This window comes from Acidimicrobiales bacterium (assembly GCA_033344915.1).
GTDB lineage: Bacteria > Actinomycetota > Acidimicrobiia > Acidimicrobiales > Aldehydirespiratoraceae > JAJRXC01.
The window spans coordinates 3855227-3868845 of the sequence record JAWPML010000001.1 but is presented as its reverse complement, the minus strand read 5'-3'; the positions used below and the strand labels follow the sequence as shown (position 1 = coordinate 3868845).

The 13619-nt window shown below is 71.4% G+C and carries 13 protein-coding genes and 1 tRNA gene; 5 read left to right on the top strand and 9 right to left on the bottom strand.

All coding sequences use genetic code 11. The features are described 5' to 3' along the window. The first annotated feature begins 14 nt into the window (after window positions 1-14). Window positions 15-2378 (top strand): DEAD/DEAH box helicase, encoded by a 2364-nt coding sequence (locus tag R8F63_18740; protein ID MDW3220649.1) that lies wholly within the window; start codon window positions 15-17, stop codon window positions 2376-2378. A gap of 63 nt (window positions 2379-2441) precedes the next feature. Further along, window positions 2442-4352, top strand: coding sequence for an HD-GYP domain-containing protein (locus R8F63_18735; GenBank protein ID MDW3220648.1), 1911 nt, complete (start codon window positions 2442-2444; stop codon window positions 4350-4352). A gap of 15 nt (window positions 4353-4367) precedes the next feature. Here the strand turns inward: R8F63_18735 and R8F63_18730 are convergent, their stop codons facing one another. From R8F63_18730 to R8F63_18705, 6 genes are read right to left on the bottom strand one after another with little or no spacing between them, the layout of a single operon-like run. Then, entirely contained in the window at window positions 4368-4733 is a 366-nt protein-coding gene (locus R8F63_18730; protein MDW3220647.1) for a pilus assembly protein, read from the bottom strand. After that, window positions 4730-4966, bottom strand: a complete 237-nt coding sequence (locus R8F63_18725; GenBank protein MDW3220646.1) for a DUF4244 domain-containing protein — start codon at window positions 4964-4966, stop codon at window positions 4730-4732. Before R8F63_18725 ends, R8F63_18730 begins: the two co-directional genes overlap by 4 nt. Window positions 4967-5007: 41 nt before the next feature. Then, on the bottom strand, window positions 5008-5718 hold the full coding sequence (locus R8F63_18720; protein ID MDW3220645.1) for a type II secretion system F family protein: 711 nt from the start codon (window positions 5716-5718) through the stop codon (window positions 5008-5010). Then, a complete protein-coding gene (locus tag R8F63_18715; protein ID MDW3220644.1) occupies window positions 5715-6281 on the bottom strand; it encodes a type II secretion system F family protein in 567 nt (188 codons plus the stop codon). Before R8F63_18715 ends, R8F63_18720 begins: the two co-directional genes overlap by 4 nt. Next, a complete protein-coding gene (locus R8F63_18710; protein MDW3220643.1) occupies window positions 6275-7324 on the bottom strand; it encodes an ATPase, T2SS/T4P/T4SS family in 1050 nt (349 codons plus the stop codon). Before R8F63_18710 ends, R8F63_18715 begins: the two co-directional genes overlap by 7 nt. Further along, complete coding sequence (locus tag R8F63_18705) at window positions 7321-7947, bottom strand: hypothetical protein (GenBank protein MDW3220642.1); 627 nt, start codon at window positions 7945-7947, stop codon at window positions 7321-7323. The genes R8F63_18710 and R8F63_18705 overlap by 4 nt, the downstream gene beginning before the upstream one ends. A gap of 117 nt (window positions 7948-8064) precedes the next feature. Here R8F63_18705 and R8F63_18700 point away from each other — a divergent pair, with 117 nt between their 5' ends. The 3 genes from R8F63_18700 to R8F63_18690 all read left to right on the top strand — a co-directional run bounded on the left by R8F63_18700 (window position 8065) and on the right by R8F63_18690 (window position 10046). Then, entirely contained in the window at window positions 8065-8946 is an 882-nt protein-coding gene (locus R8F63_18700; GenBank protein ID MDW3220641.1) for a transglutaminase-like domain-containing protein, read from the top strand. Between the two features lie 26 nt (window positions 8947-8972). Beyond that, a complete protein-coding gene (locus tag R8F63_18695; protein MDW3220640.1) occupies window positions 8973-9794 on the top strand; it encodes an HAD-IB family hydrolase in 822 nt (273 codons plus the stop codon). Window positions 9795-9950: 156 nt separating this feature from the next. Continuing rightward, window positions 9951-10046, top strand: a tRNA-Sec gene (locus R8F63_18690). A 21-nt stretch (window positions 10047-10067) separates the two neighbouring features. On the opposite strand, the gene R8F63_18685 is transcribed toward R8F63_18690, so the two are convergent. The 3 genes from R8F63_18685 to R8F63_18675 form a co-directional block, all read right to left on the bottom strand. Continuing rightward, on the bottom strand, window positions 10068-11006 hold the full coding sequence (locus R8F63_18685) for a sigma-70 family RNA polymerase sigma factor (protein ID MDW3220639.1): 939 nt from the start codon (window positions 11004-11006) through the stop codon (window positions 10068-10070). 161 nt (window positions 11007-11167) lie between these two features. Next, window positions 11168-11707, bottom strand: coding sequence for a hypothetical protein (locus R8F63_18680; GenBank protein ID MDW3220638.1), 540 nt, complete (start codon window positions 11705-11707; stop codon window positions 11168-11170). A 77-nt stretch (window positions 11708-11784) separates the two neighbouring features. Next, window positions 11785-13575, bottom strand: coding sequence for an NAD+ synthase (locus R8F63_18675; GenBank protein MDW3220637.1), 1791 nt, complete (start codon window positions 13573-13575; stop codon window positions 11785-11787). Window positions 13576-13619: the final 44 nt, after the last annotated feature.

Below are 13619 nucleotides of genomic sequence, written 5' to 3'. Positions count from 1 at the left end.
CGTACGATCGGGGAATGGCGCTCGCCCCCGAGCCGCAGTCCCTCGACTCGCCCGGCCTCGACGCGCCCGACCTTCGCCTCGCGCCACCGCCGCTCCGACGCACCGCCGCGTTCGACGACCTCCTTGCCGAGCTCGCCGACGACGGCCGGCTCGTCCACGTCGAGGACGTGCCCGCCCGCGGCGAACGGTTCGCGGGGCTGAGCCGTCCGCTCCCCGACCTGATCGCCGGCTCGATCGACGACGCCCCCCTGTGGGCCCACCAGGCCTCGGCGATCGACCTCGCCCGCGAGGGCACGAATGTCGTCGTCGCGACCGGCACCGCCTCCGGCAAGAGTCGCTGCTTCCAGCTGCCGATCGCCGAGGCGGTCAACGACCCGATCAAGCCCGGCACCGCGCTCGTCCTCTACCCCACCAAAGCACTCGCCCACGACCAGCTCCGGGCGCTGACCGCCCTGGACTTCCCGAACCTCGTCGCCGGCGCCTACGACGGCGACGCCACCCGGGAGGAGAAGGCCTGGGTCCGCGACAACGCCAACGTGCTGCTCACGAATCCGGAGATGCTCCACGGCGGCCTGCTCCCTCGCCACCAGAAGTGGGACGCCCTCCTCATGCGGCTCCGCTATGTCGTGATCGACGAGCTCCACGTGTTGCGGGGCATCTTCGGCACCCACGTGGCCCACATCCTCCGCCGGCTCCGGCGGATCTGCCGTCACTACGGCAGCGATCCCACCTTCATCTTCTGCTCGGCGACCATCGGCGAACCGGCCCGGCTGGCGTCGGCCCTGTGCGGCGCCCCGGTCACGGCGATCACCGACGACGACTCCCCGGCCGGACCCCGTCGGTTCGCGCTCCTCGATCCGCCCGTGGTGGACGAAGCCACCGGGGCGCGCTCGTCGGCCAACTCCGAGTGCGCGTCGGTCGCCGCCGCGCTCGTGGAGTCGGGCCATCGCACCATCACCTTCTGCCGGTCCCGCAAGGGCACCGAGCTGGTCGCGGCCGACATCGCCCGCCGGCTGCCGAGCGAGCTGGAGGAGTCGGTGGTGCCCTACCGGGCGGGCTATCTCGCGGAGGAGCGACGGGCCATCGAACACGAGTTGTTCGGCGGCAACCTCCGCGGCGTGGTGTCCACGTCGGCGCTCGAGCTCGGCGTCGACATCGGTGGGCTCGACGCGTGCGTGATGAACGGGTTCCCCGGCACGATCGCCTCGATGTGGCAGCAGGCCGGTCGGGCCGGGCGCAGCAGCGCCGCGTCGGTCACCGTGCTCGTCGGCGGTGAGGATCAGCTCGACCGCTACCTGATGGCGCATCCGGAGGAGGTCTTCTCCCGCCCGCCCGAGCCCTGCGTGGTGAACACCGCGAATCCCTACATCCGCAACCCGCATCTCGCCTGCGCGGCCTACGAGCTCCCGATCAGCTACGACGACCTGCGGTTCTGGACGGACGAGGAACTGCACGACGGCGTGCGCGATCTCGTCGCGCTCGACGATCTACGCATGCGCCGGCGGTGGCGCAACGGCACGGAGGAACCCTTCGCCCACTGGTGCGGCACGGGCTATCCGTCGCGCGGCATCAGCCTCCGCTCGGGATCGTCGGGCGAGGTGCGCATCGTCGACCACCACACCGACCGTCTGATCGGCACCGTGGACGAGGCCCGGGCCCACAGCGCCGTCCACACCGGGGCGATCTACCTCCACCGCGGACAGTCCTTCGAGGTGCTGACCCTCGACCTCGTCGAGCGGGAGGCCCGCGTCGTGGAGGCCGACGGGGGCGAGTACACCCAGGCCCGCAGCAACACCGACATCCGGGTGCTCGAGGTGGAGCGCACCCGCCCGGTCGGTGCGGCCACGCTGCATCTCGGGTCCGTCGAGGTGATCACCCAGGTCACCGGCTACCAGCTCCGGGAGTCGCGCAGCCGCAAGATCCTGAGCAACGAGACCCTCGATCTCCCCGAGCAGCGGCTCGTCACCCGGGCGTTCTGGTACACGGTCGATCACGACACCGTTGCTCAGGCCGGCGCCGACGTGGGCGGCACGCTCCATGCGGCCGAACATGCCGCGATCGGGCTTCTTCCCCTCTTCACCATCTGCGACCGGTGGGATGTCGGCGGCGTGTCCACCGCCAACCATGCCGACACCGGCGCCCCCACGATCTTCGTCTACGACGGCTACCCGGGCGGGGCCGGCATCGCCGAGCTCGGCTGGGAGGCGGGCGAACGCCACCTCGCCGCGACCGCCGACGTGATCGACGCGTGCGCCTGCGTCGACGGCTGCCCGTCCTGCGTGCAGTCACCCAAGTGTGGAAACGGCAACGAGCCGCTCGACAAATCGGGCGCGTCCCGGCTGCTGCGGGCGGTGCTGGCAACGGTCACCTCGGCCTGAGTTCCGCTTCGTTGGGCCGTTCGGCCCATGCAGCCATGGACTTCCGAACCGATGGGAAGCGGTATGTCCAACGAGGTGGGGACCCCTCCCCTGGAGCAACGCGCCGCCGAATGGCGCAGCCGACCGGCCCTCGCCCGTCTGGCGCGCCTCGCCATGCTCGGTGTGCCCTTCCTCGCGGTCGTGGCCGGCGCATGGGAGCTGAACAGTCTCCTCGGCCCGGCCGGGAGCGTGATCGAAGCGGTCGCCCGCTGGTCCGCCCTCTCGGTCGTCTCCACGATCGCGCTCGTCGGCATCGACCGCGTCGCCCGCCAACTGGTGCCATTGCCCGCCCTGTTGCAGCTCTCCATCGTGTTCCCCGACCAGGCGCCGTCCCGTATGAAGCTGGCGCTGCGCCGGGGCACCGCGAAGCATCTCGCCCAGGAGGTCGCCGCCCTCGAGAACGCGAGCGCCCAGGAAGCGGCCGAGTACCTCCTGCGCATCGTCGGCAAGCTCACCGCCCACGACCGCCTCACCCGGGGCCACACCGAACGGGTGCGGGCCTACGCCGATCTCGTCGCGGTCGAGATGGGACTCACGGCCGACGAGCGGATGAAGCTCCAGTGGGCCGGACTGATCCATGACGTCGGCAAGCTCACCGTTCCCGCCGACGTCCTGAACAAGCAGACCAAGCTCTCCGATCGCGAATGGTCCCGGCTCAAGACCCACCCCAACGAGGGATGGAAGCTCATCCGCCCGATGCGGGGCTGGCTCGGTGAATGGGCCCGCGCCACGCGTGACCACCACGAGAACTGGGACGGAAGCGGCTATCCCCGGGGCCTGAAGGGCACCGAGATCTCGCGCGCGGGTCGGATCATCAGCGTGGTGGACGCCTACGACGTCATGACGTCCGTGCGGGCGTACAAGCCCGCGTACTCCCACGAGGACGCCCAGGCCGAGCTCGCCCGCTGTGCCGGCACCCAGTTCGATCCCGACGTCGTGCGGGCGTTCCTGAATGTCGTCCTGGCCCCCAACCAGCGCGGCAAGGTCGGCGCCTGGCTCGCGAACTCGCCGATGGCGATGCAGGCGACGTCGGTCGCCCAGATCCCGGCGGCCGCGACCTCCACGATCGCCGCCGCCCTCGCGGCCATCACGGTGGTGGCGCCGGCCATGAACCAGCCGGATCCGGAGTTGGCCGCCGAACGGGTCGTGCAGGAGATCGTCGTCGAGATGACGGCCACCACCGCACCACCCACCACGACGCGGGCGCCCGCAACCACCACGACCAGCACGACGACGACCACCACGACGACGACGTCGCCGGCCACGACGGTGTCGCCGCCCGCCACCGCGGCACCCGCCACCACGACCACGGCCGCGCCGACCACCACGACCACGCTCGCCGAGGTCTTCGAGGTGCCGACCACCACGACGACCACGACCACCACCACGACCCTGCCACCGTCGGCCTTCGCGGGCGGCTATCTCGGCCCGGGCTCGGGCGGATCGCTCTACGGTCTGGTGTCGGGAACGAGCGGAACCGGCGCGACGAACTGGGACAGCGCAGCCAACGCTGATCCCGGCCACACCCTCACGTCCGGCCCGACCGGCCTGATCGAGATCGACGCCGACAACGTGACCGCCTGGGCGATCACCCTCGCCGACGAGACCTCCATCACGGGCAACGCGACCCTCCGGCTCTACGTGGCCGCCCCCGACTTCGACCAGGACCTCTCCGGCGCGCTGCAGGCCGGCCTGGTCGACTGCACGAACCAGTCGACCGACTGCACGACCATCGCGACCGGATCGGCCCTCTTCTCCCAGAGCGCCTTCGGCGACGACTTCGGTGTCGTCACGGTGAACCTCGGTGCGGTCGACCACACCCTCGCGGCCGGCCACACGCTCCTGGTGAGCATGACCGTGCCCCAGAGCATGGCGAACGACACCTGGATCGCCTTCGGGACCGACGACTACCCGTCCCGCTTCCGACTCACCTAGCCCCGCGGCCGACCGTCATGGCGGCTCGCGGGGCATCCGGGCCCGGCCGAGCAGCTCGACGTCGTCGAGGAGCGCGCCGACCAGCGGCAGGTCGGTGGCCGAGCGGTAGCGCACGACGACCTCGACCTGTCCGGCCGAGCGGGCGACCTCGACGGCGACACGAGCCGGGTCCAGGTCGACCGCGGCCAACACGTCGCGGCGCACGTCGGCGTCCGCCGCACCGACCGACGCTGAGCGGGCCCCGACCCGCGCCGCGTGGGTGACGAGGACCCGCTCGCGAGAGACCAGCGCGACCTGGGCGATCGCGAGCGCGAGGACAGCCACGAGCGGCAGCACGAGGGCGAGCTCCACCGTGGACTGTCCCCGCTCCCGCACGGTCACGCGATCCGGTCGCTCACCGAGGCCACGACCTTGTTGAGCAACGTGGCCACCTTGCCGGTGTCCGTCGCCCACGCGATGAGCAGCATCGCCACGGTGGCCGCGCCGAGCACGACGAGTGCGTACTCGGCCGTCGTCTGACCGCGCTCGCCGGTCGCGATCCGGCTCTGGATCCGACACCACAGCCACAACACGGGGTGACCCGGCGTGGTGCGTTCCTGGGGGTGATCGGGCATGGCTTCTTCTCCTTGGATTCGTGGGACGGGGGGAAGCTCGATCACGGGGCGAACCGGAACTCGCCGAGCGACGCGAACAGCAGCGGCACGATGCCGATCAGGGCGACGGCCGGGAGCACACAGAGGACGAGTGGGAGCAGCAACGTGACGGGGAGCCGACGAGCGCGCTCGTGGGCGTCGGCCCGGCGCCGGCGGCGGGCATCGTCGCCGATCCGGACGAGCCCGGGGAGCACCGCTCCGCTGCCGAGCTCGACGTCGGCGAAGAGGCTGACCAGCGGGAGGGTGAGGTCGCCCAACGGCCTACAGGCCGCGGCGAGGGCGACGCCGAAGGGCTCCCCGCGCTCGCTGCGACTCACCGCTCGCCGTAGTGCCGAGCCGAACGGCTCGGGAAGCCAGGGCGCCGCGATCTCGATCGCCGCCCGGGGGGTGGCACCGGAGCCCACGCCGAGCACGAGCAGATCGACCACGTCGGGGAGGGCCTGCACCACGGCGCGGTCCTGGTCGACCCGAGATCGCCGCGTTGCCCGCCACTGCCGGACGGTCGGCCACGCCAGCACCAGCACCGCGAGGGGCGGGGCGGTCAGAGCGGCGATGCCCACGGCCGCACCCCACAGCGGACCGCCGACGACGACGATCGAGCGCCAGCGGGCCACCACATCGTGGTTCTCCGCGGCGCGCAGCGAACGGGCCGGCGCGCGCCACGGCCGAACGACCACGAGGGCCAACGCGGTGGCCACGACCGTCGCGGTCATGCCTCGACCCCCGCGGCGAGGTGCCGCATCCACAGCCAGCCGAGGACGTTCAGCACGAGGCCCGCCACCACACACCCACCGGCGACCGGATGGGTGAGCACGGTCTCGACGATCCGGTCGTCGACCGACGCGAGCAGGGCGAGGAAACCGACCGGGGCGACGGTGAGGACGAGGGCCGAGGCCCGGGCCGGAGCACCAAGTGTGCGGATCTCGCGGTGCAGCTCGACCCGATCGGCGAGACGACCGGCGGCCCGGTCGAGCGTTGCGGCCAGCGCGCTGCCGGTCGTGACCCCGAGCGCAAGGACCGCCCGGACGAGCTCTGCGTCCGGATGGTCCAGCCGCGTCGCCCAACGGTCCAACTGGTCGATCACCGGCGCGCCGGCCGCCACCCGGCGGGCCATCTCGACGAACTCCGGTCCGGCGACGGCCGCGTCGTGGGCCACGGCGTCGACCGCTGCATGCACGGTGGCCCCGGCCCGCAGCTCGCGGCTCAGGGCGTAGAGCAGCGGCGAGAGGCGCTCGATCTGCCACGCCGTGCCCGTCCGACGTCGTCCGATCAGCACGGCCGGATCTCCAGTGATTCGTGGACGGTCACGATGTCGGCGATGCGACGGACCGCGCCGGCCCCGCGCGTCAGATGCACCACCACGTCGATCGCGGCGGCGAGTTGATCGGCGACGACGCCGGCCGGCACGCCGGTGTCCGCCGACAGAACGAGGGTGAGCAGACGCCGGAGGGCGTCGGCCGGCGAGTTGGCGTGGACGGTCGCCATCCCGCCGCGGTGACCGGTGTTGAACGCCTGCATCAGATCGAACGCCTCCGGCCCCCGGATCTCGCCGATCACGAGCCGGTCGGGCCGCATCCGCAGGCCGGTGCGAACCAGATCACGGAAGTCGACCGCACCGTCACCCTCGGTGCCGGCGGGGCGCGATTCGAGCCGGATGACGTGGGGGAGGCCGAGGGCGAGTTCGGCCGCGTCCTCGACGGTGATGATCCGCGTGGTCGGGTCCAGCTCGGCGGCGAGGGCGTTGAGCAGCGATGTCTTGCCCGTGCCCGTGCCGCCACTGACGACGATGGTCTCGCCCGCCCGGGCGCGCCGGCGGAGTGTGTCCACCGTGGCCTGGTCGCCCTCGTCGACGAAGGCCGCAAGCCGCGGCCGGTCGCCGGGAAAGCGACGGATCGTGACATAGGGGCCGTCGATCGCCACCGGTCGACCCACGACATTGACCCGACTGCCATCCGCCAGACGCCCGTCGACCCACGGCTGGAGGGGATCGATGCGACGCCCGATCGGCGCGACGATCCGCTCGATGATCATGTCGAGCTCGGCCCGGTCGACCTCCACCGACGACGGCGCGACGACCCCGTCGCGTTCGACCCACACGACACCCGGGCCGTTGATCATCACGTCGGTGACGAGCGGGTCGGCCAGCAACGGGTCCAGCGCGCCCAAGCCTCGGAGCCGCGACGCGATCGTCTCGCGGAGGGCCGCGTGCTCGGCCGCCCCGAGCAGGGGTGCGTGCTCGCGCAGCACTCGTTCGATGTCGTCCGGTCCGCCGGCCGCGTCGACCAACTGGGCGTGGACCCGATCGACGAGGTCGCTCACACCCGCTCCAGGTTGCGCAGCGACCGCGGGAGTCGCGAGGCGAGCAGGCCGGCGTCGACTGCCCGAGCGACACCGGGATCCCACGGCACCGCGACGACGGGGCCGGGCGCGACACCGGCGACATCGCGCCGGCTCAGCGCCCGGCCCGCCTCCTCGATGAGTACGACGGTGCGGCGCCGCTCCGGCAGCGCGGAGAGGCGCCGAAGCGCGAGGTAGCAGTTGCGCACCACGACGACGGACTCGGCCGACGCCGGCCACCACTCGGACTCCACCGCGAGCCGCCCCGCGTCCACCACGACGTGATCGGCCGAGCGGTCGCAGAGGTCGAGCAGCATCGCCGACCGCTCGGGATCGAACGCCACCCCGGGAGCGGCACCCGCCGGCAGCAGCCGGAGCCCCGCCACCACCTCGAGCTCGAGCGCCCGCAGCGCATCCGGCGGCGCATCGGGATGGGCGAGCCAGTCGCTCACCCCGGGCGTGTCGGTCGCGCTCCCGAGCGCGGCGGCGAGATCCCCGGCGAGGTCGACGAGGATGGTGTCGCCACGCGGGGCGCGGTGCCGCGCCAGGGCCGCGGCGGTGATCGTGACACCGGTGCCGCCCTTGGGCGACCAGCAGATGGACAACACATCGACTCCCGGAACTGCTCGCCGACGGCGAGCGGGCTCAACGGGGGAAGTCGTGTGGAGCCGACCCTAGACCGACCGAGTGACAGCCCCAACCCGTCGACCTACGTTGTCGCCATGATCCCCTCCCGTGACGCGCTCGACTTCTACGCGTCTCCGGGACCGATGACCGACCTGACCCCTCACGCCGGCGCACTCCGCGACGCCCCGACCGACCCCGCGGGCATCGCGTCGATGGTGCAGGGGCTGCTCGTCCACCCCCACTGGGCCGCGGCCTACGACGTGCTCGACGTCACCGAGCGCCAGGCGGAGCTCCAGGCCCGCGGCGCGACGGCACTTCTGACCGGCGTGCTCACCCGCGACGACCGACCCTTGACCGAAGCCCGCACGCCACAGGGGCGGTTCCTCGGGAACTGCCGCGACTTCTCGACGCTGTCCGTCGCACTGCTGCGCCGGGCCGGCACGCCGGCGCGGGCCCGCTGCGGGTTCGGCGGCTACTTCGAGCCGGGCAAGTGGGTCGACCACTGGATCGTCGAACACTGGGACGGCGTCCGCTGGGTGCAACTCGACGCCCAACTCGACGCCCTCCAGTCCGAGGTGACCGGCGTCGCCGACCCGACGGATCTCCCCGAGGACCACTTCCTCTCGGCCGGCGACGCCTGGCAACGCACGCGTGCGGGCGAACTCGATCCCGACACGTTCGGCATTCTCGACATGTGGGGCGCCTGGTTCATCGCCGGCAACGTGGGGCGCGACCTCGCGTCGCTCAACAAGATCGAGATGCTGCCATGGGACGACTGGGGCGCCCTCGCCGGCGACGAGAACACCGCCGCCCCCGACACGCTCGTCGACGAGATCAGCGCGCTCCTGCTCACCGAGGACACCGCGGCGATCCGCTCCCGCTACGAGTCGACCGCCCGGCTCCGGGTCGGGCCGGAGGTCATGTCGCTCACCGAGACGGGCGAGTGGGGGCCGAGCACCGTCCTCGAACTCGCCTGAGGCCCGCGCCTTCGTAGGCTGGCGCCATGGCCGACCAGCCGCGCACCGAAGCGGCGTTCTTCGATCTCGACAAGACCGTCATCGCGAAGGCGGCCATGCTCGCGTTCGGGCCGCGGCTCCAGCAGGAGGGTCTGCTGAACCGATGGCTCGTCGTGCGCGCCCTGTGGGGCCAGATCGTCTTCCGCTACCTCGGGGCCGACGAGGGACGCATGCAGAAGATGCGCGAGACCGCGTTGCGCATCGCCGTCGGCTGGGAGAAGGACACGATCTCCGCCCTCGTCGACAATGCCCTCACCGAGGTGATCGACCCCCTCGTCTACGCCGAAGCGCTCGAGCTGATCGAGTCACATCGTGAGGCCGGCCGACGGGTCTACCTCGTGTCGGCGTCACCCGAGGAGATCGTCCTGCCGATGGCCCGTCACCTCGGGGTCGACGACGCCATCGCCACCCGGGCCCGCGTCGACGCCGACGGTCGCTACACCGGCGAGGTCGAGTTCTACTCCGCCGGCATCCACAAGGTGGAGGCCATCGAGCGCGAAGCGGACCGCCACGCGCTCGATCTCGAGCAGTCGTTCGCCTACTCGGACTCGATCACCGATCTCCCGATGCTGGAGTGCGTCGGACACCCCGTCGCGGTGAACCCAGACCGCGGTCTGCTCAAGGAAGCCGAGGCCCGGGGGTGGGAGATCCGCACCTTCGAGCACCCCCGCCCGCTGCGGGAGGGGTCGATCGCCGCGCCGCGGCCGCGCACCATCGGTGCGAGCGCCGTGGGCGTGGGGCTGGCCGCCGGCGCGGCGCTGCTGTGGAGGACACGCCGGGCCCGCCCGAAGTCGCGCTGGCCGTGGTGACGGCGGGCAGCCCTCAGCTCAGTTCTTGACCTTGCGAGCGAGGATCGCCACCAGCACGACGAGGACGGCGACGAGGACGAGACGGTTCTTCGACATGGCCGTGACCGTAGCGAGCCGACTGCGAGATGTCCCCGCGGCCCCGATAGGTTGCCGAGCGGAGGTGTCCGAGCGCCTGGTGGGCTCCCCCGCCTTCAAAGCGGGTGGGATGGGTGATCCCTGTCCGGCGGGTTCGATTCCCGTCCACCTCCGCCATCACGGCCGGAGGCGGAGACCTCAGACGCTCAGGAGGTCGCGGGCGCCGGTGTCGCTCGACGGGTGGCGCAGCTTCGACATCGCGCGAGCTTCGATCTGACGGATCCGCTCACGGGTGAGGTTGAAGTGCTCGCCGACCTCTTCGAGGGTGCGGGGCTCGCCCCGGTCGAGACCGAAGCGCAGCTTGAGGATCTCGCGTTCACGTTCGTCGAGCGGGGCCAGCAGTCGGGAGATCTCGTCGGGCAGCAGCGCGGTGGCGGCGACCTCGAACGGCGAGTCGGCGCCGCGATCCTCGACGACGTCGCCGAGTTCGGCATCGCCGTCCTCACGCAACGGCTCGGAGAGCGACAGCGGTTCGGCCGCGAAGCGCAGGGCTTCGGTGACCTTCTCCTCGGGCATCTCGACTTCGATGGCCAGCTCGGCGAGCGTGGCCGGACGGCCGTACTTCAGCTCGAGGCGGGCGCGGGCCTTCTGGAGCCGGGCGAGCGTGTCGCCGGCGTGGACCGGGAGGCGGATCGTGCGGCCGGTGTTGGCGATGCCGCGGGTGATCGCCTGGCGGATCCACCAGGTGGCGTAGGTGGAGAACTTGAAGCCCTTGCGCCAGTCGAACTTCTCGACGGCGTGCATGAGGCCGAGGTTGCCCTCCTGGATGAGATCCAGCAGCGGCAGACCGGAGGCCTGGTACTTCTTGGCGATCGACACGACGAGGCGCAGGTTGGACTGCACGAAGGTGCGTTCGGCAGCCTCGCCCTTCTGGATCGCGCGCCGCAGTTCGCGCTTCTTGGCCGGAGTGAGCTCGCCGTCGGCGGCGTCCATCTCCGTGCGGGCTTCGGTGCCACCCTCGATCTCCTGGGCGAGGCGGACCTCGTCCTCCTTCGTCAGGAGTGGGTACTGGCCGATATCGGTGAGGTAGAGCCGAACAAGATCCTCTTCGTCCCGTTCGACACGTTCCTTCGCCACAGAGTTGCCCTCTCGTCGCTACCGGCTAATTGATGCACGATACCCACCGATCGTGATTCCACCACCGGCAGGTCCGCGTATTGTGTTCGGCGCAATCCCCATCGAGCATGAGGACCAGCTGCTTTCTCGGACGGAGTTGAGTCGTAGGGCCCAGGCCCCGGTCACTCGATGTGGACGGGAAGGAGCCCGCCGGCCTCGACGAGACGACGCTCGGCTTCGAGCACCCGGGCGTTCGCCCGCTCGACGCTGTCCACGTCGCTCAGCAAGCGGCCCAGAAGCGCTTCACCGTCGTCACGATCGCGGCGGAGATCCTGGAGGAAGAAGGCCAGCACCCGGGCCAGGGCGGCGTCGTTGTGGGGGGCCGAGACCCGTTCGATCGCGACACAGCGCGCCGCGACGCGGGAGAGCAAGACACGATGGGTGACGGCGAGCCGCTCGACCGAGCCGGGGATCGCCCGGATCGCCTCGACGGCGGCGTCGACCTCGGGGGCGTGGGGTTCGGTGCGCACCTCGTCCTCGAGGAGCACCGAATCGGGCAGGAGGTCGGCGAGGTCGGCCGCGTGCCAGCCGAGATGGCGCGACGACGTGGCCATCGAGACGGCGATGTCCGCCCGGTCCGCTTCCGCGGCCCAGAGGCCCAGCACCTCGAAGAGGCGGGACGCGGCCCAGTGCAGCTCGCCGACGACGCGAGCGGATTGCACTGTCGTCAAACCGTGCGTCACCCATCCTCCCGAGGGGGTTCGGTCGGCGTCACCACCCGTGACGCTCCGTGGCGAAATTAGCCGCGGTACCGGTTGATGATGGGCATGCGTCGATCGCGACCGAACGCCTTCTTCGAGATCCGGGCGCCGAGCGGGGTCTGACGGCGCTTGAACTCGGCGAGGTCGACGAGCCGGCACACCCGCTCCACGACCGCCCGATCGGCGATCTCCAGCGCAATGATCTCCGCCACCGTGCGGTCGTCCTCCACATAGGCCTGGAGGATCGGATCGAGCACCTCGTAGGGCGGAAGCGACTGGTCGTCGGTCTGACCCGGGCGCAGCTCGGCGGAGGGCGCCTTGGCCAACACGTTGAGGGGAATGAGCGGTGAGCCGTTCTCGGCGATCGCCACTTCGTTGCGCCACCGGCCGAGTTCGTAGACGCCGAGCTTCCACACGTCCTTGATCACCGCGTACGCCCCGGCGGTGTCGCCGTAGAGCGTCGAGTAGCCGACGGCGGCCTCGGACTTGTTGCCGGCCGTGAGCGCGAGCCAGTCGTGCTCGTTGGCCATCGCCATCCACACGACGCCCCGGATGCGGGCCTGGAGGTTCTGGTCGGTGAGGTCGCCGACCTCGATCGCGCCGTCGGCGACATGGGGCAACAGCATCTCGGTGAGCGCAGCATGGGCCGGCTCGATCGGCACGACATGCGTCGCGATCCCGAGGTTCGCGGCGAGCTGGTGGGCATCGTCGAGCGAGTGGTCGCTCGAGTAGCGCGAAGGCAGCAGGATGCCGTGGACGTTGCTCGGGCCGAGCGCGTCGACGGCGATCGCCGCGGTCAGCGACGAGTCGACGCCCCCGGAGATGCCGAGGCACACGGACGTGAACCCGGCCTTGCGGACATAGTCGCGGGTGGCCATCACCAGGGCTTCCCACTGCTCGGCCAGCGGATCGAGCCGGGGCACCATCGGCGACGGGAGCACGGTACGAGCCGCCCGCGGCGTGGGCGACACGGTGATCGTGCGGTACCGGTCCATCGTGGCGCGCACGGGCGGCAGCTCGACATCGAAGACATCGACGCCCTCCGAGAACGACGCGCAGCGGGCCACGACCGCGGCGCCGTCGGTGTTCTCGGCGACGACGAAGGACCCACCGTCGAAGATCAGCTCGTCCTGTCCGCCGACGAGGTTGGCGTAGACGACCGGGACGCCGGACTCCAGGACGCGCTCCGAGATCACCCCTTCGCGCACCGCCTGCTTGCCGGTGCGGAACGGTGACCCGTTCACGTTGAGGACGAGCCGGGCGCCGCCGCGGGCGAGCTGCGTGACGGGACCGTCGGGAATCCACGAGTCCTCGCACAGCGTGACGCCCACCGGCACGCCCGCGATCTCGAAGAGGGCGAGCGACTCGTCGCCCGGCCGGAAGTGCCGCAGCTCGTCGAACACGTCGTAGTTCGGCAGATGGCGCTTGTGGTAGGTGCCGAAGACCCGGCCCTCGGCGCAGACCGCCACCGCGTTCCACACGCCGTTGAAGTGCTCGACACCGGCGACATCCGGGATGGCCCGCCCGGTGCCGGGATCGCCGTCCGCGAAGCCGATCACCACGGCGCACCGGCGGGTCTGCGCGGCGAACTTCTCGAGCGACGCCCGACAGTCCGCCACGAACCCGGGCTTGAGGACGAGGTCCTCCGGCGGATAGCCGGTGATCATCATCTCCGGGAGCACGGCGACATCAGCGCCGGCGTCCTCGGCCTCGGCCAGGGCGGCCAGCGCGAGACCGACATTGCCGTCGAGGTCCCCGACCGTGGGGTTGACCTGACAGATCGCCACCCGCAGATGCGTCGGCACGCCCTCGTGCAGGCCGGAGTCCATCCCCCCATCGTACGACCCGGGGATCGACGGACCTGCAGCGGATC